Origin of the sequence: Dactylosporangium sp. NPDC051484, assembly GCF_040689395.1 — a bacterium.
Classification (GTDB): Bacteria; Actinomycetota; Actinomycetes; order Mycobacteriales; family Micromonosporaceae; genus Dactylosporangium.
The window spans coordinates 1-20848 of sequence record NZ_JBFAZX010000013.1 but is presented as its reverse complement, the minus strand read 5'-3'; the positions used below and the strand labels follow the sequence as shown (position 1 = coordinate 20848).

Below are 20848 nucleotides of genomic sequence, written 5' to 3'. Positions count from 1 at the left end.
AAATATCTGGTGCATGCCCGACAGGCCCGGACGGATCTGACTGCCCCGCAGGCTCGAACGACGACGCGGCGGTCACAGCCGCACCAGCCTGTCGTCGGACCACACGCCCAGAGGGCGGAAGCCGGCCGCCGACCACTCGCCGGTGACGGTGGCGGGGCGGCCCGCGGTGACGGCGACGAGGCGCCAAGGCTCACCCGCCGCCGGGTCGAGCGGCAGCCCGTTGCCCGCGGCGTCGGCGAGAAGCCAGGCGGCGCCGTCGCGGACGGGGCAGACGGCGTCCAGGGCCATCGGCCAGTAGTCCAGCCAGGGGTCGCCGGCCAGGGCCTCCGCGTGGGCACGCAGGTTGGCCTCGATGCCCGCACGGCCGGCGACGGCGTGCATGCGCTCGGGCGGGGCGTGGCGCTTGGCGATGAGGGCGCGCTCGGGCCGGCCGCCCGGGTAGAGGCACACATCGGCGTCGAGCTCGGTGCCCGGCAGCAGTTCGATCGGCAGCGACTGGCCGGCGACGGCGAACGACAGCACGATCAGCGGGCGGCCGGAGCCGGCCCCGCGCAGCCAGGCGCGGCGGACGGTGAGCTGGTCCTCGATCTCGTCGCGGACGCCGTGCACCTGCCAGCGGTCGCGAACGGCGGGGCCGGCGAGAACGGTCTCGGTGGCGATCGGCACGCCGACGCGCATGCGCACGCTAGCCGCGAGGTCCTCGGGCAGCTCGGCCAGGCGCCGGTAGCCACCGACGAGCAGATGCAGCCGGGCGAGCTCGCCGAGGAGCCGCTCCGGCGAGCCCATAACCGCGGCGGTGCGGCGAAGAATCCCCGCGGCGCTCGCGGCCTGGGCGTCGACCAGCCGGGCGGTCATCGTGTCCCAGGAGGCGCCGCCGCGGCCGGCGCCGGCCAGGCCGGAGCGGGCCTGGTCGGCGAGCCAGCGGTCCAGCTCCTCGAGCCCGGCGGTGATCCGGTCGGCCCGCCTGGCCTGTGCCTTCTCGCTGGGGGCGGACCTGCTCGCAGTGCTGCCACCGGATGAAGGCCGCTCAGCGGCGGCCGCGGCGGCGCGATCGGCGCGAGCGGCCCGCGACGCCTGCCACGCGCTCGCCCACGAGGGCGCGACGGCCTCGGGCACCGCGCCCGACGACCAGCGCAGCAGCAGGCCCAGCGCGTGCTTGCAGGGGAACTTCCGGCTCGGGCAGGTGCACTTGAATGCGGGCTCGGTCAGGTCGACCGCGGTCTGATAGGGCGTGCTGCCGCTGCCCTGGCAGAGGCCCCACAGGGTCGGATCGATGTCGTCCGCGGTGCTCAGCCCGGTCTCCAGCCAGGCGCGGTCGCCGGCGAGCCCGCGCGCCGCCCGCTGTGCGGACGAGTCGGGCGCCAGCGCCATCACCTGGTCGGTGGTCCAGACCGTGGTGACCGTCGTTGTTTCGGCCATGCTGCTAACCGTAGTGAGGGGGTACGACATTTCTCGGCTGGGTATGTCGCGGTCATGAGACCCGTGCGTACTGCAGCCCGTTCGATGCTCGCTGCGATCTTCGTGATCCAGGGCTGGGCCGCGTTCCGCGCCCCGGAGAAGCTCGCCGAGCCCGCGCGGCCGGTCACCGACCGGCTGGAACCGGCGATCAAGGCACTGCACCCGAGCCTGCCGACCGACGCGGAGACGCTGGTGCGGGTCAACGGTGCCGCCCAGATGATCGGCGGGATCCTGCTCGCCACCGGGCGCGCGCCCCGGCCGGCGGCGCTGCTGCTGGCCGGCTCGCTCGTGCCGACCACCCTGGCGGGTCACCCGTTCTGGAGCATCGAGGAGCCGCAGCAGCGCGCCGCGCAGCGAATCCAGTTCCTCAAGAACCTCGGGCTGGCCGGCGGGCTGCTGCTGGCCGCGCTCGACCACGAGGGCCGCCCGGACCTGCGCTGGCGGGCCGGTCAGGCGAAGCGGACCCTGCGGCGGGCGAAGCGGCGCCTCACGGACAGTTCACCCACTCCTCTTCGCCGTCGGTGAACACCTGACGCTTCCACACCGGCAGCCGGGCCTTGACCTCGTCGACCAGCCGGGCACAGAGCGCGAACGCCTCCGCGCGGTGCGCGGTCGACACCGCGGCGACGAGCGCCACGTCGCCGATCTCCAGGCGGCCGACCCGATGCGACACCGCGAGCGCATGCACCGCCGGGTCGGCGGCGATCTCCGCGGCCACCTCGGCGAGGACGTCGCCGGCGCTGGGGTGCCCCTCATACTCGAGCTCCAGCACGCCGCGCCCGCCGTCGTGATCACGCACGACGCCGGCGAACGACACGACGGCCCCGGCGGCGCGGCGCTCGACGGCGAGCTCGTGCGCGCACACGTCGAGCGGCTCGGTGGTCACCTCGGCCCTGATCACGATCGTTCCCCATCCGGCAGCGGTACGAGCTGGGCCACCGTGCCCTCGTGCCCCTGGGCGCCCGGCGGGATCACCGCGAACCCCACCGAGTTGGCCAGGCCGCGCAGCATCGACGAGCCGACGTGGGCGACGGGATGCGCCCGGCCGTCGGCGAGCGTGACGAGCGCGAGGTGGGTGTAGTCGCCACGGCCGGGCACGTCGGCGCCCAGCATCACCGTGCCCAGCGCCGGCATCGGACGGCCGGTCAGCCCGGCCAGCAGCGGCAGCACCAGGGAAACGAGCGCGACGAACGTGGACTGCGGGTTGCCGGGCAGGCCGGCGACGAACTGGCCGCCGGGCAGCTGCGCGACGAGCATCGGAAACCCGGGGCGCACCGCGACGGTGTTCACGACGTACCTCGCGCCCAGTTCGGCCAGCGCCGGGTGCAGATGGTCGACCGGCCCGTGCATGGTGCCGCCGGTGGTGCAGATCAGCTGGGCGCCCGCGTCGACCGCGGCGCGCAGCGCGGAGACGTGGTCCTCGAGCGTGTCGGCGACCGGCACGCGCGTGTGCACCACCTCGGTGCCCGCCCGGCGCAGCCACGACGGCAGCGAGGGGCCGAGCGCGTCTCGGACCCGCCCGGCGCCGGGGGTGCCGGCGGTGAGGAGCTCGTCGCCGAAGACCAGCAGCGCGGCGCGCGGGGCGGGGTGGCAGGTCAAGGTGTCATACCCGCACGACGCGGCCAGCCCGATGACGCCCGGCGTGACCGGCGTGCCGGCGGGCAGCAGTTCCTCGCCCGCGGCGGCCTCCTCGCCCTGCTCCCGCCAGTCGGGCAGTCGCCGGGGCTCGCCGGTGACGGCGCCGTCGGCGACGGTGGAGTCCTCGACCCGGATGATCGCCGCGGTACCAACGGGCACCATGCCGCCCGTCGCGATCTCGACGCAGGTGCCGTCCTCGGTCAGCGGCGCCGCGGTGTCGCCGGCGAGCACCCGCCCGACGATCCGCCACGGGGCCGGGCCGCGCGCCGCCCAGCCGTCGACGCTGGAGGTCGGGAAGGCCGGCAGGTCGGTCAGGGTCACCAGGGGCGCGGCGAGTGTGAGGCCGTCGGACTCGGCGAGCGGGACCGGGATCGGGCCCGGCGCGACCGCCGAGCCCGCCTCGAACACCGCCTCGCGGGCGGCCGCCCACGCGATCGGTAACGTCACGACGAAAGACTAGACCCTCAGTCGCGGCTGATCACCAAGTGAGCCTCACCGGGCGCGGCGGTGCCGGCCTTGTGATCGGGCGCGTGGACCCGTGTCCGTCAGTGATCGCCGCCACGGAGCTGGTCGACGGCATGCGCCAGGACGGGGCCGAGAACCGCGAGGCCATCCTTCGCCCCGCCGCGCGAGCCAGGCAGGTTGACGATCAGCGTGCGCCCGGCGACGCCGGCCAGCCCGCGGGACAGGATCGCGGCCGGGACCTTGGCCGCGCCCGCCGCGCGGATCGCCTCGGCGATGCCTGGTACCTCATAGTCGAGCACCCGCCGGGTCATCTGCGGGGTCGCGTCGGTGGGCGTGATCCCGGTGCCGCCGCTGGTCAGCACGACGTCGACGCCGCCGGCGACCGCCTCGCGCAGCGCGGCCTCGACAGGCGGGCCGTCGGGCACCACGACCGGGTCGTCGACGGCGAAGCCGAGCTCGCGCAGGCCGGCCACGAGGATCGGGCCGCTCGTATCGGCATACACGCCGGCCGCGGCCCGGTTGGAGGCCACGACGACGACGGCCTTCACGAGCGCTCCCACAGGCCGGTCTTGCCGCCCTCTTTGCGCAGCACGCGGACCGATTCCAGCGACGCCGCCGGGTCGACGGCCTTGATCATGTCGATGAGCGTGAGGCCGGCGGTCGCCACGGCGGTGAGCGCCTCCATCTCCACGCCGGTGCGGTCAGCGGTGCGCGTCACGACCTCGATCTCGATCACGTCGTCGCGAAGCGTCAACTCGACCGTCACGCCGTGCAGGGCGATCGGGTGGCACAGCGGGATCAAGTCCGGGGTGCGTTTCGCGCCCATGATCCCGGCGACCCGGGCAACCGCCAGCGCGTCACCCTTCGGCAGCGCGCCGTCACGCAACAGGTCGACCACTTCGCGCGTGGTTCGGACGAATCCCGCCGCGACGGCCCGCCGTGCGGTCACGTCCTTGGCGGCCACGTCGACCATCCGGGCGGCGCCCGATTCGTCCACGTGGGTCAGCTCTTTCGGCACGCGGTGAGCTTAGTCCCCCGCCCGGAAGCCGGGTGATCACGCAGGGCTAGGGCCAGTGGCGTCAAATTCTCTCAACAGAGCGTCACATTTGCACCAGCAAGTCGTGATAATGCCTGCCATAGTTCGCAAACTGTGATTCGACCGACAAATCGCCTTGAGCATCTTGCACTTTGCACTCTAGGCTGCGTTCAGCGATCAGGACTTCGGTGATTTTCGATGTCCAACGCGATACGGGGGTCATATCCACACGCGACCTCGAGGGGCCAAGATGGTCAAGGACCACAGCTGGGAGTGACCCGCTCGGCGGGTTGACAACACCGTAGTGACATCAGCCACGATGAAGCTACGGCGATGCAGAAAACACCGCGAACCGACGACGCGACCGACCAGCGCCTTTGGCGTCTCGTTGGTCCCGTCGTCGTCGGTGGATCCGCCGTCACGCTGTGGGCTCTCTGGAGCATCGCCACACGGCCGGTCCAGTTCATCGGCTTCGCGGCCCTGACCGTGGTCGTTATCGGCAACGGCTTCGCGGTGATGAAAGTCCGCATCCGATCGGCGTCGGACACGATCACGCCGACGACCGCGGTGCTCACCGTCGCCGCCGTTTTCCTCCCCGCACCCGAGATGATCCTCGGTATCGCATGCGGCACATTTCTCGTCAAACTCGCACGCCGGAACAATGAACCGATCAAGATCGGTTTCAACGTCGGCAAAGAGGCCATCGGCGCCGCCGCCGCGGCTGCCGCCGCGGGTGCCGCCGGGACCCAGCCGATCCTGCTGCATGCCGATTTTTCGCTTTCCGGCGTCATCCCCGGCCTTTTCGCCGCATGTGTGGCATATACAGTGGTCGACGAGGTCGTTTCGCAGGCGCTCTTCGCGATGATCACGCACACGCCGTTCCGGCAGCGCCTCCTCGCGCACGCGGATGTCCGCGTCGTCACCCGGCTCGGGCTCCTCACGGTCGCCCTGGCCACCGTCGCGGCGTATCGCGTCAGCGAATGGCTCCTGCTCGTCCTCCCGCCGCTGGTGTACTCGATCCATCTCGCCTCCGCCAACCAGGTGCGCACCCGCCAGGGCAACGAGGCCTGGCAACGCCTTGCCGAGGCCACCGACGAGTTCAACTCCGTCGACCAGACCGCGGTTCTCTACGCCGCCGTCCGCCGCGCCGCCGATCTCTTCTCCACCGACGAGGCCGAGGTCGAGATCCATCCGCCGAACGACGAAGCGCGCCTGGTCCGCAGCGACGGCACGCGGATCCTCTTCGACGGCCCGCCCCTCGACGCGCCGACCGGCGAGGGCTTCCTGATTCCCATCGCGCTGGAGAGCTACCGCGGCGACGCCGACCTCGGCGAGCTGCGGCTGCGCTTCCGCGGCGGCGGCCCGGTCCGGTTCACCGAGCGCGAGCAGTACACGCTGCGCACGTTCGCCGCCGCCCTGTGCACCGCGATCCGTAACGCCGCCACCTTCGCCGAGACCCAGCGCCTCGCCGACAGCCACGCGCGCGCCGCGGCGCAGGACCCGCTCACACGCCTGGCCAACCGGCGGAGGCTGCAGCAGTACGGCAACGAGATCCTCGCGGCCGGCCCCGGTGTCGGCGTCGTCGGCGTGCTGCTCATCGACCTCAACCACTTCAAGGAGGTCAACGACACCCTCGGGCACGCCGAGGGCGACCGGGTCCTCATCGCCGTCGCCGAGCGCCTGGCCAGGGCGGCCCGCCCCGGCGACCTGGTCGCCCGCTTCGGCGGCGACGAGTTCGCCGTCGTCCTCGCCGGCCTGAGCGCGCCCGCCCTCGCCGAGCTGCACGCCCACGCCATGCTCGACGCGCTCGCCCCGCCGATCGAGCTCGACGACATGCGCATCAGCGTCGAGGCCAGCTGCGGCGCGACCACCGGCAGCGGTGGCAGCGTCGGCGAGCTGCTGCGTCGCGCCGACATCGCGCTCTACCAGGCCAAGCAGGAGGGGCAACGGGTCGTCGTCTACGCCCGGGCCCGCGACACCGCCGACATCGGCAGCCTCACCCTCGGCGGCGACCTCGCCCGAGCCGTGACCGAGCAGCAGTTCACCGTGCATTTCCAGCCGATCCTCGACCTCGCCGGCGGGCGGGTCATCGCCGCCGAGGCGCTCACCCGCTGGCACCACCCCGACCACGGGAACCTCACCCCCGACCGGTTCCTCGGCGCCATCGAGCGCTCCGGCCAGCTCGCCGCGTTCGCCGATGCCGTCCTCGACCAGGCCCTCATCGCCGCCATCCAGTGGGCCGACGCCGGCCATCCCGTCCCCGTCGCGGTCAACGTCTCCCCGCGCAGCCTGCTCGACCCCTCCTTCCCCGACGCGGTCGCCCGCCGCCTCGCCGCCCGGGGCGTGCCCTCGTCCTCCCTCGTCATCGAGCTCACCGAGTCCGTCACGATGAGCAAGCTCGAGGTCGTCGACGAGGTCCTGGCCGCCCTGCGCGAACAGGGCATCCGCCTCGCCCTCGACGACTTCGGCACCGGCTTCTCGTCGCTGGCCACCCTCGCCCGCGTCCCCGTCGACGAGCTCAAGATCGACCGCAGCTTCGTCGCCGCGATGAACGCGTCCGCCCCCGGCGCCGTCGTCCGCTCCACCATCGACCTCGGCCGCAGCCTCGACCTGCTCATCGTCGCCGAGGGCGTCGAGCGCGAGGATCAGCGCCAGCAACTCTGGGAGCTCGGCTGCCCGGCCGGCCAGGGCCACCTCTTCGCCCGTGCGATGCCTGCCGATCGGCTCCTCGCCGCCCTCCGGCGTGGCGACGGCCGCCTCGCCGACCCGCTGCACGACACCGGAGCCGTCATCCGCATGTCGCGCAGCCGCCGCGCGCGCCGGATGAGCATGGGCGCAGAGCCCCCCGGCCGGGAGAGGTCGACCTGATCCCCCGCGCCGGATCCGCTGCGCCAGAATGGTCCGCATAGCCACCGACCTGCGCCCCCGCCTCCTCGACGCCACCGGCTACGCGCTCTGCGCCGCGTTCGCCGGCATCACCGCGCTCACCTCCACCCTGCTGCCGCACCGCGCGTGGGGCACGATCGCGTGGATCGGCTACGCGGCCGCCGCCCTCGCCGTCCTCGTCATCGGCCGCCTCCGCGTCGTACCGTTCGCCTTCGCCGCGACCGCGCTCCTACCGCTCGTCGTCCAGGCCGCGCAGCGCGCCGCCGGCCGCACCGACCGCGCGCAGGAGGAGGTCCTCGTCGTCGAGCACATGGGCGCCCGCCTCGCCGACACCGCCACGCCATACCTGAGCCGCGCCGCGATCGCCGCCCTGCCCGCGGACGAGCGACTGCTCGGCTACGCGCCGTACCAGCCCGGTATGGCCCTCTTCGGCCTGCCCCGCGCCGCCTTCGGCGCGGCGTGGTGGACGGACGCCCGCGTCTGGTTCGCGGTGGTCACCGTTTTCTGCCTGGTGTACTGCATGAGCCTGCTCCGCCCCGACTCCCCTTCGCAGCGCTCCCTGCGCCTCGCCCAGGCGGTGGCCGTGCTGCCCTTGTGCACCCTGACCCTCGCCACCGGCGGCGACGACCTGCCCGTGCTCACGCTCTGCCTGCTCGCCCTGGCCCTCGCCGCCCGCGACCGCTTCGTCGCCGCCGGCATCGCCGTCGGCCTCGCCGGTGCGCTCAAGCTCTTCGCCCTCCCGGTCGCTCTGGTCCTGCTCGCGCTGGCCCTAGCCGCCCGCAGCCCGGACTCGCCGCCCGCGCCCCGGCTCCTCGACCGGTTCATGATCTCCCGGACGGCCGGCTGGTTCGCCGCCGGCGCGTTCGGCATCCCGCTGCTCGCCCTCGCGCCCGCGCTGCTCGTCAACGCCGACGCCTACATCGAGAACGCGCTGCGCTTCCCCGCCGGCCACGGCCTGGTCACCAGCCCCGCGCAGTCCCCGCTGCCCGGCCACCTCATCGCCGCGAGCACCAGCGGCGGCCGCTCCATCGCGCTTGCCCTGCTCCTGCTCGCGGGCGCGGCCATCGCCGTCCGCCTGCTGCGCCGACCGCCGACCACCGCGGGCACCGCGGCCGCGTACATCGCCGCCGGCCTCACCACCGCCATCATGCTCACGCCGAGCACCAGGTTCGGCTACCTGCTGTACCCGGTCGCCTTCCTCGCCCTGTGGTGGTCTCTGCGCCCCGCACGCCTCACCGACTCGGAGTAGGAGTGGGGAGCCGGTCGGTGACCCCGTGACGCCAGGCACACACTGGGCGTACACAGGAGGTATGGGCTTTCGCAACCGGGTCGAGGCCGGCTCGGCGCTGGCCGATCGCCTGGCCGAATACGCCGACCGCTCTGACGCCGTGGCCCTGGGCCTGGTCCGCGGCGGCGTCCCGGTAGCGGCCGAGGTCGCCCGCCGCCTGCGCATCCCGCTCGACGTGCTGGTCGTCCGCAAGCTCGGCGTCCCGTGGGCCCCCGAGGTGGCGTTCGGCGCCCTTGGCCCCGGCGGCGTCCAGGTCCTCAACGAGGAGATCGCCGCCCGCCTGGCTGAAGACGAGATCGACCTGGTCGTCCGCCACGAGACCACGGAACTGCGCCGCCGCGAGCGCCTCTTCCGGCTCGGCCGCACGCCTCTGGATCTGACCGGCCGCACCGCCATCATCATCGACGACGGCCTGGCCACGGGTGCCACCGCCAGCGCCGCCGTGGCCGTGGCCCGCACCCTGTCCGCCGCGCACGTGGTGCTGGCCACGCCGGTGGGCGCCGCTGCCGCCGTGACCCGCCTGACCCGTCTGGCCGACGAGGTCATCTGCCTCCTGGAGGAGTCCGACTTCGGCGCGGTGAGCCGCTATTACGACGACTTCCGCCAGCTCGCCGACTCCGACGTGACCCGCCTGCTCGCCTGAGCCTCCTAGATCGCCATGTCCACGAACCGGGAGAGATGCAGCTGCGCCGCCACGGTCACCGTGTCGGTCGGGCCGTTACGGTGCTTGGCCACGATGAAGTCCGCCTCGCCAGCGCGCGGCGACTCCTTGTCGTAGTAGTCGTCGCGGTGCAGCAGGATCACCACGTCGGCGTCCTGCTCGATCGAGTTGTGGGTGGCTATCCCGTTGGCCACGAAGTTGTGCACGCCAGCCACGGTCGCGTCGTAGACCTCCTGCTCGCCGATGCTCTCGATGGATCGGATCTCGTCCCAGACGACGTCGTTGGTGGCGTGCAGATCGAGTTCCGCGCTGTCCAGCACCGCCGCGATCCTCCAGAGCCGCGAACGGCTCGAAGCCCTGGTGGCATGCGCGAACTCCCGATGCGAAACGCCCTGCTCCACCAGCACGGCCCGGACGGAGTTCCACACGTCGGCGGGGATCGTGTCGACGGTGCTGTCGTCCTGCACCGCCTCCAGCCGAGCGCGCAGCCGCCCGCAGGCGCGGCCCAGGTCGCCGTGCGCGCCGATCTCGCGGACGAAGCGAAGCTGGTCGTCGCGGCCGGAGATGTCCAGCGTGTGGAGGGGCCGGTGCGGGCCCGGAGCGCCCGAGCGGATCCCGGACGTGATGCCGAAGCGGAGCAGCAGGCGCGCGATGCCGTCGAGCATCGTCTTGCTGGCGGACGCCAAAGAGATTCGCCCGCCGCTTCCGCCATCGAGCCGGACGGTCACCGACCCGGCCGTGGCCCAGAGGTGCCGCAGGAAAAGCCGAACCTGCTCCTTGGGCAGCGCGTGCAGGCGTTCCGGCAGAAACCTCTCGTGGGAACGCGATCCGCACAGCCCTATTCCGTCTAGCCACTCGGCGAGAGGATCGCGCCGTCCGGGTGCGACCTCGGCGGGTGCGGTGAGGCGCAGCGTCGGCGCGCTCGCCGCCCGATCCTCGTCCCGGATCGCGGTGAGGCCGAAGTGACGGGCCGCCTCGGTGACCGCGGCCAGGTTGGCCTCGTCCGCGCTCGCGTAGCGGATCGGCTGCCCCTCGACGAACGAGCCGGCGCCGAGCAGGTGTGCCAGGAGCACCACCTCGGGCTCCGGCCAGGGTTCGATCCGCAGCGGCGGCGGAACATGACGCGGGACGGCGATGCGTCCGCCCGCCCGCAACTCGCCGAGCGGGGTCCACCCCGCGAAGGCAAGGAACGGGTGGTTGGCCGTCGCCTCGATGACCTTTCCGGACGCGAGCCGCATCCGGAAAACCTCCTTGCGGCCACTTGAGAAGGCGTGCGTCATCGTTCGCGGCACGTACTGAAGCTTCTCGTTGAGGGCCCAGACCGGAATGTCCCGTGCGCCCGACCTCAGCAGCTCGCCGATCGTCGTTTCGGCGTTGGTGTCGGCGCGCATGATCCGGGTGCCGGCCGTGAGACATCCCGACTCACGCAGGTCGGACAGCTGGGGGCGCTTGTCGGTGCGCTGTTCGGGACCACGGTTGAGCTGGCTGACCGCGACGACCGGGCACTCGACCTCCTTGGCCAGCAGCTTCAGGCCACGGGACAGGTCGGCGACCTCCTGCTGCCGGCTCTCGGTGCGCTTCGGGCTCGTCATCAGCTGCAGGTAGTCGACCACGATGAGCTTGAGGTCGTGCCGCTGCTTGAGCCGGCGCGCCTTGGCCCGGATCTCCATGAGGTTCATGTTGGGCGTGTCGTCGACGAACAGCGGCGCCTCGCTGATCTCGCCCATGCGCCGCGCGAGCTTGGTCCAGTCGTCGTCGGACAGCTGCCCGGACCGCAGCACGTGCAGCGGCACCCGCGCCTCCGCCGACAGCAGTCGCATGACGATCTCGACCTTCGACATCTCCAGGCTGAAGATCGCCGAGGCCATGTTGTGCTTGACCGAGGCCGCCCGGCTGAAGTCCATGGCGGCCGTGGACTTCCCGAGGCCGGGGCGGCCGGCGACGATGATCAGCTGGCCCGCGTGCAGGCCGTTGAGGAGGCGGTCCAGGTCGCTGAAGCCGGTCGGGACGCCGGTCATCATGCCGCCCTGGGCGCCGACCGCCTCGATCTCGTCCAGGGTGGGCTGGAGCATTTCGGCCAGGACGGCGAAGTCCTCGCTGACGCGCTTCTCGGTGACGTCGTAGATAGCCTGCTGGGCCAGGTCGACCACATCGTCGACGTCGCGGCCGCCCTGGCCACCGGTGCCGTATCCCAGCTGCACGATCCGCGTGCCGGCCTCGATGACGCGGCGCAGAACGGCGCGCTCGGCGACGATGCGGGCGTAGTAGCTGGCGTTGGCGGCGGTCGGGACCGTCGTCATCAGGGTGTGCAGATACGGGGCGCCACCGATCTTCGCGATGTTGCCGGAGTCGGCGAGCGTGGCGGCGACCGTGACGGCGTCGGCGGGTTCGCCGCGGCCATACAGGTCGAGGATCGCGTCGAAGATGACGCTGTGGGCCGGCTTGTAGAAGTCGTTGGTCTTGAGGATCTCCACGACGTCGGCGACGGCGTCCTTGGACAGCAGCATGCCGCCGAGGACGCTCTGCTCGGCGGCGATGTCCTGGGGCGGGGTGCGCTCGAAGGTCTCGGCGCCGCCAGAGGGTCGTTCAGCGCGGTCACCGCCGCCGCGTGACTCGGGCGGGGACGCGTCGTCCCACGGATCCGTTCGCCTGTCTTCGGTGATCGACACTTCGCCCTCCAACGCCACACCCAGTAGACCGCGCGGGTATGACAAAACCTTCACCGGCGCGCGACGCGCCCGCGCAACGGTATGGGGCGACTGGCGTTCGACGGAAGTCAGCCGGTGGACAAGGCTCTGGACAACCTGTGGACCAAGGGCCCGTACCTTGGGAAAGACTGTGCACACGGCTGTGGATAACCCCCGAAGTCGTGCGCCGAGATGCCCTCTGACCTGTGCTTATACAATCCACAGCCTGTGTACGGAAAAAAGAGGCCCGCAGACTTTTCAACTGGACGGCCGATGGCGGAAAGGTCACGAACGGGTGACGCTCCGCCGGTGGGGTACCCGGAGTGGGAGAGTTCACGCGACGGCGGGGATCGCCAGGCGCCGGAGACCGGCCGCTGGGACCTGCGACAGGAGCGGTGGATCCCTCAGCAGCGCCTGCCCGACGGGGACGACTTCGGCATCGAGCCGTTCCCGGCACGCTCGGATCCTGGCCGTCCGGGGCAGGGCCGGGTCCTCGACCACGAGGAGTGGGGGACCGGCTACCAGCGACGGGACTATCCGGGTCCGCCGCCCCGCCGGCCGTCGCCGCCCCCACGGCCACCGGACGACGATGACGAGTACGAGGACGAGCCGGACCAGCGCCAGGTGTACATCGGCTCCTTCATCTCGACGGCCTGCTGGTATCTGGTACCGCTCGCCGCGTACACCGCGTGGTCGCTGACGATGTCACCGGATCCACGACCGGGCTGCACGAACGCGTTCGGCCTGCCATGCCCCGCGCCGCGGACCGAGGCGCTGACCAACCTGATGAACACGGTCCCGAAGATCGCGGTGTCCATGGCGCTGAGCATCACGATCGCGATGTTCCTGGGCCGGGTGACGACGGGCTGGCGGCCGTACGCGATCGGGTTCGCCAGCGCGGTGCTGGGCGCGGGCGTGGCGACCGTGCTGTTCGCGGTACTGGCGACGCAATTTTGATCTTGGCTTTCCAAACGTCTCGATCACCGTTGGGTCACCGTCCGGTCACGCCCGGAGCCGTCCACGGGATGCGGCCGTCTGACTGGCCACACACCCTCAAGGGAGGCATCGATGGCCGGCCGGAAATTTCTGCAGCACCTGCGCGTCGCCGCTGTCCTGGCGCTCGCCGCCGCCGTCCTGGCGGCCTGCGGCGCGGACGGCGAGGACAGGGCCGCGCCGGCCACCGGGTACGGGCCGCCGGGCACACCGGAGGGGCTGGCCCACGGCGCGGCGACGCCGACGGGCGAGCCCACCGGACGGGCGACGGACGGCGAGGCCTCGGCGGCTGAGCGGCCCGTGTCGACGTTTGCGGTGGACGTCGACACGGCCTCGTACGGCTTCGCGCGGCGCACCCTGCTGTCCGGGCGCCGGCCGGCGGCGAACACGATCCGCCCGGAGGAGTTCGTGAACTCGTTCGATCAGCGGTACCGCGCGCCCGACGGCAACGGCTTCGCGATCACGGCCGACGGCACTCGCATGCCGCAGACGCATCGCGGCGCCGACGACGACACCCGGCTGCTCCGCGTCGGGCTGCAAACGCGCGGGGAGTCCGATGCCTCGCGCCCGGACGCGGCGCTGACGTTCGTCGTGGACGTGTCGGGGTCGATGGCCGAGCCGGGCAAACTCGATCTCGTGCGGCACGGCCTGAACACGCTGGTCGACCAGTTGCGCCCGACGGACTCGGTGGCGCTGGTGGCGTACTCCGACCGGGCCGAGCTCGTGCGCCCGATGACGCCGGTGCGCGACCGCGACGCGCTGCACGACGCGATCGGGCGGCTGCGGTTCGCCGGGAGCACGAACCTGGAGGCGGGCCTCCGGCTGGGGTACGACACGGCACGCAAGGCATTCCGCTCCTCGGCGACGAACCGGGTCATCCTGCTCTCCGACGGCCTGCCCAACGTCGGCACCACCGACGCCGCCCCGCTCGTGCGGGAGATCCAGGAGGCCGCCGCGAAGCAGATCACGCTGCTCGGCGTCGGCGTCGGCAGCGACTACGGCGACCGCTTCATGGAGCGGCTCGCCGACAAGGGCGACGGCTACGTCGTATACGTCAGCGAGCAGACCGAGGCCGACCGCGTCTTCGTCCAGCAGTTCCCGGCCACGGTGGCGCTACGCGCGCTCGACGCGAAGGCGCAGGTCGAGTTCGATGCCAAGACCGTCCTGTCGTACCGCCTGATCGGCTACGACAACCGCGCGCTCTCGGCCTCGGCGTTCCGCGACGACCGCGTCGACGGCGGCGAGGTGGGCCCCGGCCACGCGGTGACGGCGCTGTTCGCCCTGCACCTGCGACCGGGCGCCCAGGGCCATCTCGCGGACGTGCGGGTGCGATGGCTGGACCCGAAGACCCGGGAGGCGAGTGAGCTCGCCCAGCCGGTGACGGTGAGTGCCCTGGATCAGACCTTCGACGAGGCCGCGGCCCCGGTCCGGGTCTGCTACGTGGCGGCGTACCTGGCCGAGGTGCTCCGCAGCAGCCGGTACGCGGGCGACGTCCGCCTCACCGACCTGCGCACGATCGCCAGGAACGCCGGCGAGGGACCCCAGATCCGTGAGCTGTCCGAGATGATCTCCGCCGCCGTCTCCCTGTATGACTGACGGTGTGATCGCCCCTGGCGACCTGCGGGCCGGCACCGGCCTTCCAAACGTGCGAAAGGGGCCCCGGCGAACCGGGGCCCCTTTACCGTGCACGAGCTACTTCGCGGCGGTGACCTTCAGCGTGAAGACCGCAGCGACCTCCGGGTGCAGCTTGATCTGTACCTTGTAGTCGCCGACCGACTTGACGTGGCCGGGCAGCTCAAGGCGGCGCCGGTCCAGCTGCGGGCCGCCGGCCTTCTGCACGGCCTCGGCGACCTCGGCCGGGGTGACCGAGCCGTAAAGGCGGCCTTCCCTGCCGGCCCGGACGGACAGCTTGACCGTGAGGCCCTCGAGCTGGGTCTTGACCTCTTTGGCGTGGCCGAGGTCGCGGATCTCACGGGCCGAGCGGGCCCGCTTGATGGTCACGACCTGCTTCTCCGCGCCCCTGGACCACGGAATCGCGAACCCCTGCGGCAGCAGGTAGTTGCGCCCGTAGCCGTCCTTGACCTCGACGATGTCGCCGGGGGTCCCGAGGCCGGTGACCTCCTGGGTGAGGATGATCTTCATGTCGGCCGCCCCTTAGCGCGTGGTCGCGGTGTAGGGCAGCAGCGCCATCTCGCGCGCGTTCTTGACGGCACGCGCGATCTGACGCTGCTGCTGGGCGGTCACGCCGGTCACCCGCCGAGCGCGGATCTTGCCGCGATCGGAGATGAACTTCCGCAGCAGCGCGGTGTCCTTGTAGTCGATGTAGGCGATGCCCTCCTTGTCGAGAGGGTTCACCTTCTTCTTCGGTTTGCGCAGGGCCGCAGCCTTCGCCATTGCTCTTGCTCCTGATGCCATTAGAACGGGGGCTCGTCGTCGAAGGATGAGCTCGACCTGCCGCCGCCACCGCCGCCGCCGGCCGGGGTCGCGCTGGCCCACGGGTCATCGTTGCCATACCCGCCGCCACCGCCACCGCCACCGCCGCCACCGCCGGAGCCGAAGCCGCCGCCACCGCCGGAGCTGCGCGACATCTTCTGTACCTTGGCAGTCGCGTAACGCAGCGAAGGGCCGATCTCGTCGACCTCCAGCTCGATGACGGTGCGCTTCTCACCCTCGCGCGTCTCGTAGGTCCGCTGCTTGAGCCGACCGGAGACGATCACCCGGGCCCCGCGGGTCAGCGACTCGGCGACGTTCTCCGCCGCTTGCCGCCACACCGTGCAGGCCAGGAACAGCGGCTCGCCGTCCTTCCACTCGTTGGTCTGACGGTCCATGAACCGAGGTGTGGATGCCACCCGGAACTTGGCGACCGCCGCTCCAGACGGAGTGAAACGCAGTTCAGGGTCGTCGGTCAGATTGCCGATGACCGTGATCGTGGTATCTCCCGCTGCCATGTGAGTCAACTCCTCGCGCGCTGGTGTATGGCCACCATGTCACAGGGGTACGACAGTTTTTCTGTCACGCCCCGCGACGCGTGGCCGGGCGAAGCAGATCGATCTCGCCCGGATCCGCTTAGCGGACCTCGGGCCGGATGACCTTGGTGCGCAGCACGGACTCGTTGAGTCGCAGCTGACGGTCCAGCTCTGCCACGGACTCCGGCGACGCCTGGAGGTCGATGACGGCGTAGATACCCTCGGTCTTCTTGTTGATCTCGTACGAGAGGCGCCGGCGGCCCCACACGTCGAGCTTCTCCACCGAGCCACCCGACGTCCGGATCACGTTGAGATACGTGTCGAGCGACGGGGCGACGGTGCGCTCCTCGAGACTGCCGTCGAGGATCACCATGATCTCGTAATGACGCAAGACGTTCTCACCTCCTACGGGCTAAGCGGCCGCGGTCCATCCGCGGCAGGAGGTCATGCGTCGTCCACCGGCACAGAGGCTGATGGACCGAACAAGACTACACGCTGAGGTGTCAAGAGCGAAAAACCGCGGGGCGCGTCATCCGCTTCGTTGGGTGGGACCTGGGGAGGAACGACCACACCGGTGCATTGGATGACAGCGCCCCGCGGAGCCTATGGCTGGGCTTATGGAAATTATACCTTAAGCGAAGCTCGCGCGTGATGCCCGTTGCGCAATAATAGCCCGAATTGCGGCGATTCCGACACCGACCACGCAGACCGTCGCGACGAGGGCGAGCAGGCCGACCAGGCCGCCGCGCGCGGGGCCGCTGGCGGCCACCGGTTCCCCGACCATGATCCGGTCGTCGACTGACCCACTCGGGCCGGCACCCACCGCCAGCGCCGGCGCGGCGCTCGGGTCCAGCAGCGTCGGGTCGATGGACCCGGTGCCGAATGTGTCTGTAGTGCCGGTCACACCCGGGCCAACGTCCTGCCCGGCTTGACCGGCTTGGCCCTGCGGCGTCTTCGAGGCGCGGTCGGACGGGCCGGGGCGGCCGTTGAGGGCGTTGTTCGAGGCGCTGGCCGCGGCGCCCGTGGGACCGCTCGGCGGAGTGGTCCGCGTCGCTCCCGGCGTGCTGCGGGCCGGACTGGTCGGGACCTGCCCGCCGGCCGGGGGCGTCGCCTGCACGGCGGTCACCCCGACCGAGACCGATTTGAACTGCTTCACTAAGCCGATGCCGCAGTCGAAGGTCATCAAGACCTCGGCCGGCCCCTTCTTGAAGGCAACCGGTACCTGCTCGTTGGGCTTCACGGTGGCCACGGTCTGGCCGTCGACCTTCAGAAGCGCGTTCTGGCCGAGCCGGTTGACGAAGTTGACGCGCGAGTCGGCGGGCACCGAGACGTCGGCGGTGTTCGGCTCCGATTTGCAGATCAGCAGGCCGAGCACGCTGCCGCCGGAGAACTCGACCGTCGGCGTGGCGGGGGCGGCGCTCACCGGGCTGGCGCCCACGGTCAGGGCCACGGCGGCGAGCGCCGCGGCGGTAACTGCCAGGCGGACGGCCGTTCGGTGTCCAGACAAGGTAGGCATCCAGTAGCCATTCAGGGTTGGGGGATCTTTTGGGGGAACTTTCATCGAGCTGTACGCGCGCCCGGCGATCGACTGCGCGATCATGGGCGGCTACGTGCGTAACGAGGCGCCGACAAGACGGTGACGCAAGCACCGCATTGCGGATCCTTCGGTCGCCGCCGCAGACGGGTCGCACAAACTGTCACACCCACGTCGTAGGCTCTGCGGCATGCGAATCGGTGCTCACGTCGACCCCGCTGAGCCGCTGGCTGAGGCCGCCTCCCGCGGTGCCGACCTCATTCAGTTCTTCCTGACCGACCCGCAGGGCTGGAGCGCCCCCAAGGCCCGCGCCGATGCCGAGGCGATCCGCGCCTCCGAGATCGACGTCTATATCCACGCCCCATATCGGATCAACGTCGCATCGTCGAATAACCGCATCCGCATCCCCAGCCGCAAGCTGCTGTTCAGTCATGCGGCGGGCGCGGCCGAGGTCGGCGCCAAGGGCCTGATCGTCCACGGTGGCCACGTCGAGAAGGCCGACGGCCTCGACGCCGGCTTCGACAACTGGCGCAAGACTTTCGCTTATGCGGCGGAGCAGGGCGGATTCGCCGTCCCGGTGCTCATCGAAAACACGGCCGGCGGTGACAATGCCTGCGCCCGCCGCTTCGACAACCTCGCCCGGCTGTGGGACGCGATCGGCGACTACGAGGTCGGCTTCTGCCTCGACACCTGCCACGCGCACGCCGGCGGCGAGGACCTGCTCGGCATCGTCGACCGGCTCAAGGCGATCACCGGCCGCATCGACCTCATCCACGCCAACAACTCGCGCGACGGCTTCGACTCCGGCCGCGACCGGCACGACAACATGACCTCCGGCGAGATCGATCCCGAGCTGATCGTGGCGGTCATCCGCGCGGCCGGGGCGCCGGCGCTCGTCGAGACACCGGGCGGCGCCGATGGCCAGGGCGCCGACATCACCTACCTGCGGGAGCGGCTGGCGTGAGCAACGTTTCGTCGGAGCCGACGGTGTCCGAGGAGCCTCCGCGGAAAGACACCCCGGATTCGGCACCGCAGGAAGCTCCCTCAACCGCCAAAACCCCTTCGGCCACACGGGAAGACCCCGGCGCGGGCGAAGACGCCACTTCGGGTGAAGAGGGTGGCAAGCCGGTCGGCACCGACCTCAAGGAGCGCGGCAAGAGCGAAGAGGGTGAGCGGGACGAGGCCGGGCCGGCCGATCCGTTCTCCGCGTTCGCACCGGAGCCGGAGTTCGTGCCGGGACGGTTCCGGCGGATCGCGAGGCGGACCGGGTCGGGGCTGACGAGGTTCTTCTCGCACGAGTGGACGCTCGCGGCGCTCGGATCGATCGCGCTCGCCGTCGGCATGACCTGGCCGACGCTGCGCCACCCGGCGACCACGATCCCGCAGGACATCTGGGATCCGACGCTACAAGCCTGGCAGATGTCCTGGGCCGGGCACATCCTGACCACCGACCCGCTGCGGTTGTGGCAGGCGAACGCGTTCTACCCGAATCAGTACAGCTACGCCTTCTCGGACACGCTGCTCGGATACGCGCCGGCCGGGATGATCGGCTCGGGGCCCGTGGCGGCGCTCGTGCGATACAACATCATCTTTGTTCTGGTCTTCGCCCTCGCCTTCTTCGGCGCTTACGTGCTGGCGCGGCAGCTCGGGGTGGGGCGCACGGGCGCGGCGGTGGCCGGGGCCGCGTTCGCGTATGCGCCGTGGCGGCTGGCGCACGCCGGTCACCTGAACGTGCTGTCGATCGGCGGCATCACGCTGGCGCTGGCGATGCTGGCGCGCGGGCACGGATTCTCGCTGCGCCGCGGCTACGAGCCGGACAAGCGGCGGTGGGGCTGGGTGCTCGGCGGCTGGCTGGTCGCGGCGTGGCAGATCAGCCTCGGGTTCGCCATCGGCATCCCATTCGCGTATGCGCTGCTGACCATCGTGCTGGCCTCCGCGATCACATGGGGCTACAAGCACGTGCGGCGGCGGGACGTGCACCGGCCGTTCGGCTGGAAGCTGTTCTTCGCCAACCTCGGCGGCGGGCTGGTGTTCACCGGGGTGAGCGGATTGATGGCCTATCCGTATCTGCAGGTCCTCAAGCAGCACACGGAGGCCAGGCGCAGTGCGGAGATCATCGAGCTGTTCTCGCCGCCGCTGAAGGGCTTCTTCATCTCACCGCTGGAGTCGCAGTGGTGGGGCGAGATGCATGCGAACGCCCGGTCGACGCTCGTGTGGGCGCCGGAGATGACGCTGCTGCCTGGGTTCTTCCTATACGGGCTGGCGTTCGCCGGGCTGTTCGTGTCCGTGTGGCGGCTGCAGCACCGCATCCTGCTCGGCATCGGCGTGATCGGCACGGTGATCCTCGCGATGGGCAGCAACGGGCCGTTGAACGGCGACATCGGATACATGACGCTCTACCGCGTCCTGCCTGGCTTCGAGGGCATCCGCACGTCGGGCCGGCTGATGGTCTGGGTGACGCTGTTCCTGGCGTTGCTCGCGGCGGGCGCGGTGGGCGCGCTCTCGGAGCGAGCCGTCGAGCTGTTCGCCGACCGCACGCAGTCCGAGGTCGGCAACCGGGCCGGCGCATGGCGCATGGCGACCCTGATCCCGCTGGTGCTGGTGCTGGCCGAGGGCATGCACCAGTACAAGCCAAACCCGCAGGTGCCGCCGGCGCCGGTCGCGATGAGCACCCTCCAGGCGCCGCTGATGGTGCTGCCGACGAACGAGCTACTCGACATGAACGTCATGCTCTGGAGCACCGACGGCCTGCCGAAGATAGCCAACGGCGGCAGCGGCTTCACCCCCGCCGACCAGGAGACTTTGCGGCGCAACATGGAGCAGTTCCCGGACGAGCCCACGGTGACCCAGCTGCGCGGCCTGAACATCCGCACGGTGGTGGTCCTGCGCAACCAGGCCGCCGACACCCCATACGCGCGAGCGATCGACGCCCCGATCGACGGCCTCGGCATCAGCCGCACCGAACAGGGCGACGTCATCCTGTACAAGATCGACGGCTAAACCACCGGCATCGACGCCGTGGCCTGCTCGATCGTCCTGCTGGCCTGGTCATAGCCACCCGCCTCCGGGTCGTGGAGCCGCCGACGCCGGCGGCACTGGCCGGCGCGACGGCGAGCGAACCGGTAGGCGCAGGCTGAGCAACAACCACGACGGGCCCGGGCGCTGGGCGCCGAGCGCCGGGGCCGGGTTTTTACTGTAAATGGGTTTTCAGGCCCGGGCCGCGCCCGGGCGGGCGG

19 protein-coding genes are annotated in these 20848 nt (G+C 71.3%); 8 read left to right on the top strand and 11 right to left on the bottom strand.

Annotation, left to right across the window (positions count from 1 at the left end):
* Positions 1 to 72: 72 nt before the first annotated feature.
* Positions 73 to 1419, bottom strand: a complete 1347-nt coding sequence (locus AB0367_RS21855) for an SWIM zinc finger family protein (RefSeq protein ID WP_366228206.1) — start codon at positions 1417 to 1419, stop codon at positions 73 to 75.
* A gap of 84 nt (positions 1420 to 1503) precedes the next feature.
* On the opposite strand from AB0367_RS21855, the gene AB0367_RS21850 reads away from it, so the two are divergent.
* A complete protein-coding gene (locus AB0367_RS21850; RefSeq protein WP_366228205.1) occupies positions 1504 to 1983 on the top strand; it encodes a DoxX family protein in 480 nt (159 codons plus the stop codon).
* Here AB0367_RS21850 and AB0367_RS21845 read toward each other — a convergent pair.
* The 4 genes from AB0367_RS21845 to moaC all read right to left on the bottom strand — a co-directional run bounded on the left by AB0367_RS21845 (position 1946) and on the right by moaC (position 4579).
* Positions 1946 to 2359, bottom strand: coding sequence for a molybdenum cofactor biosynthesis protein MoaE (locus AB0367_RS21845; RefSeq protein WP_366228204.1), 414 nt, complete (start codon positions 2357 to 2359; stop codon positions 1946 to 1948). The genes AB0367_RS21850 and AB0367_RS21845 overlap by 38 nt on opposite strands.
* Complete coding sequence (locus tag AB0367_RS21840) at positions 2356 to 3504, bottom strand: molybdopterin molybdotransferase MoeA (RefSeq protein WP_366228367.1); 1149 nt, start codon at positions 3502 to 3504, stop codon at positions 2356 to 2358. Before AB0367_RS21840 ends, AB0367_RS21845 begins: the two co-directional genes overlap by 4 nt.
* Positions 3505 to 3641: 137 nt before the next feature.
* The gene (locus AB0367_RS21835; RefSeq protein WP_366228203.1) at positions 3642 to 4121 is read right to left on the bottom strand and encodes a molybdenum cofactor synthesis domain-containing protein; all 480 of its coding nucleotides are present in this window, start codon (positions 4119 to 4121) and stop codon (positions 3642 to 3644) included.
* On the bottom strand, positions 4106 to 4579 hold the full coding sequence (gene moaC / locus AB0367_RS21830; RefSeq protein WP_366228202.1) for a cyclic pyranopterin monophosphate synthase MoaC: 474 nt from the start codon (positions 4577 to 4579) through the stop codon (positions 4106 to 4108). Before moaC ends, AB0367_RS21835 begins: the two co-directional genes overlap by 16 nt.
* A 351-nt stretch (positions 4580 to 4930) precedes the next feature.
* Between moaC and AB0367_RS21825 the strand changes: the two genes are divergently transcribed.
* The 3 genes from AB0367_RS21825 to AB0367_RS21815 all read left to right on the top strand — a co-directional run bounded on the left by AB0367_RS21825 (position 4931) and on the right by AB0367_RS21815 (position 9414).
* A complete protein-coding gene (locus AB0367_RS21825) occupies positions 4931 to 7465 on the top strand; it encodes an EAL domain-containing protein (RefSeq protein WP_366228201.1) in 2535 nt (844 codons plus the stop codon).
* A 28-nt stretch (positions 7466 to 7493) separates the two neighbouring features.
* A complete protein-coding gene (locus tag AB0367_RS21820; RefSeq protein WP_366228200.1) occupies positions 7494 to 8732 on the top strand; it encodes a glycosyltransferase 87 family protein in 1239 nt (412 codons plus the stop codon).
* Positions 8733 to 8793: 61 nt separating this feature from the next.
* Entirely contained in the window at positions 8794 to 9414 is a 621-nt protein-coding gene (locus AB0367_RS21815) for a phosphoribosyltransferase family protein (RefSeq protein ID WP_366228199.1), read from the top strand.
* Positions 9415 to 9419: 5 nt separating this feature from the next.
* Here the strand turns inward: AB0367_RS21815 and AB0367_RS21810 are convergent, their stop codons facing one another.
* Complete coding sequence (locus AB0367_RS21810; protein ID WP_366228197.1) at positions 9420 to 12101, bottom strand: replicative DNA helicase; 2682 nt, start codon at positions 12099 to 12101, stop codon at positions 9420 to 9422.
* Between the two features lie 327 nt (positions 12102 to 12428).
* On the opposite strand from AB0367_RS21810, the gene AB0367_RS21805 reads away from it, so the two are divergent.
* Positions 12429 to 13076 (top strand): hypothetical protein, encoded by a 648-nt coding sequence (locus AB0367_RS21805; RefSeq protein WP_366228196.1) that lies wholly within the window; start codon positions 12429 to 12431, stop codon positions 13074 to 13076.
* A 111-nt stretch (positions 13077 to 13187) separates the two neighbouring features.
* Complete coding sequence (locus tag AB0367_RS21800) at positions 13188 to 14708, top strand: von Willebrand factor type A domain-containing protein (protein WP_366228195.1); 1521 nt, start codon at positions 13188 to 13190, stop codon at positions 14706 to 14708.
* 96 nt (positions 14709 to 14804) lie between these two features.
* On the opposite strand, the gene rplI is transcribed toward AB0367_RS21800, so the two are convergent.
* From rplI to AB0367_RS21775, 5 genes are all read right to left on the bottom strand, one after another.
* A complete protein-coding gene (rplI, locus tag AB0367_RS21795; protein ID WP_366228193.1) occupies positions 14805 to 15254 on the bottom strand; it encodes a 50S ribosomal protein L9 in 450 nt (149 codons plus the stop codon).
* Positions 15255 to 15266: 12 nt separating this feature from the next.
* Positions 15267 to 15506 carry a 30S ribosomal protein S18 gene (gene rpsR / locus AB0367_RS21790; protein ID WP_223100246.1) on the bottom strand — a complete coding sequence of 80 codons (240 nt, stop codon included), beginning with the start codon at positions 15504 to 15506 and terminating at the stop codon, positions 15267 to 15269.
* Between the two features lie 20 nt (positions 15507 to 15526).
* On the bottom strand, positions 15527 to 16060 hold the full coding sequence (locus AB0367_RS21785; RefSeq protein ID WP_366228192.1) for a single-stranded DNA-binding protein: 534 nt from the start codon (positions 16058 to 16060) through the stop codon (positions 15527 to 15529).
* A gap of 118 nt (positions 16061 to 16178) precedes the next feature.
* Complete coding sequence (gene rpsF, locus AB0367_RS21780; protein ID WP_033359943.1) at positions 16179 to 16469, bottom strand: 30S ribosomal protein S6; 291 nt, start codon at positions 16467 to 16469, stop codon at positions 16179 to 16181.
* A 240-nt stretch (positions 16470 to 16709) separates the two neighbouring features.
* Positions 16710 to 17678 carry a hypothetical protein gene (locus AB0367_RS21775; RefSeq protein WP_366228191.1) on the bottom strand — a complete coding sequence of 323 codons (969 nt, stop codon included), beginning with the start codon at positions 17676 to 17678 and terminating at the stop codon, positions 16710 to 16712.
* Positions 17679 to 17802: 124 nt separating this feature from the next.
* Between AB0367_RS21775 and AB0367_RS21770 the strand changes: the two genes are divergently transcribed.
* Both AB0367_RS21770 and AB0367_RS21765 read left to right on the top strand, forming a co-directional pair.
* Positions 17803 to 18576 carry a deoxyribonuclease IV gene (locus AB0367_RS21770; protein WP_366228190.1) on the top strand — a complete coding sequence of 258 codons (774 nt, stop codon included), beginning with the start codon at positions 17803 to 17805 and terminating at the stop codon, positions 18574 to 18576.
* On the top strand, positions 18573 to 20612 hold the full coding sequence (locus AB0367_RS21765; protein WP_366228189.1) for a hypothetical protein: 2040 nt from the start codon (positions 18573 to 18575) through the stop codon (positions 20610 to 20612). The genes AB0367_RS21770 and AB0367_RS21765 overlap by 4 nt, the downstream gene beginning before the upstream one ends.
* The last annotated feature ends 236 nt before the right edge of the window (positions 20613 to 20848 follow it).

Excerpts from the sequence above, each read along its gene's own strand:
- AB0367_RS21825 (WP_366228201.1), top strand. The coding sequence starts at position 4,931 with ATGCAGAAAACACCGCGAACCGACGACGCGACCGACCAGCGCCTTTGG.
- AB0367_RS21770 (WP_366228190.1), top strand. The coding sequence starts at position 17,803 with ATGCGAATCGGTGCTCACGTCGACCCCGCTGAGCCGCTGGCTGAGGCC.
- AB0367_RS21855 (WP_366228206.1), bottom strand. The coding sequence starts at position 1,419 with ATGGCCGAAACAACGACGGTCACCACGGTCTGGACCACCGACCAGGTG.
- AB0367_RS21820 (WP_366228200.1), top strand. The coding sequence starts at position 7,494 with ATGGTCCGCATAGCCACCGACCTGCGCCCCCGCCTCCTCGACGCCACC.
- AB0367_RS21775 (WP_366228191.1), bottom strand. The coding sequence starts at position 17,678 with ATGATCGCGCAGTCGATCGCCGGGCGCGCGTACAGCTCGATGAAAGTT.
- AB0367_RS21850 (WP_366228205.1), top strand. The coding sequence starts at position 1,504 with ATGCTCGCTGCGATCTTCGTGATCCAGGGCTGGGCCGCGTTCCGCGCC.
- rpsR (WP_223100246.1), bottom strand. The coding sequence starts at position 15,506 with ATGGCGAAGGCTGCGGCCCTGCGCAAACCGAAGAAGAAGGTGAACCCT.
- rplI (WP_366228193.1), bottom strand. The coding sequence starts at position 15,254 with ATGAAGATCATCCTCACCCAGGAGGTCACCGGCCTCGGGACCCCCGGC.
- AB0367_RS21785 (WP_366228192.1), bottom strand. The coding sequence starts at position 16,060 with ATGGCAGCGGGAGATACCACGATCACGGTCATCGGCAATCTGACCGAC.
- AB0367_RS21800 (WP_366228195.1), top strand. The coding sequence starts at position 13,188 with ATGGCCGGCCGGAAATTTCTGCAGCACCTGCGCGTCGCCGCTGTCCTG.
- AB0367_RS21815 (WP_366228199.1), top strand. The coding sequence starts at position 8,794 with ATGGGCTTTCGCAACCGGGTCGAGGCCGGCTCGGCGCTGGCCGATCGC.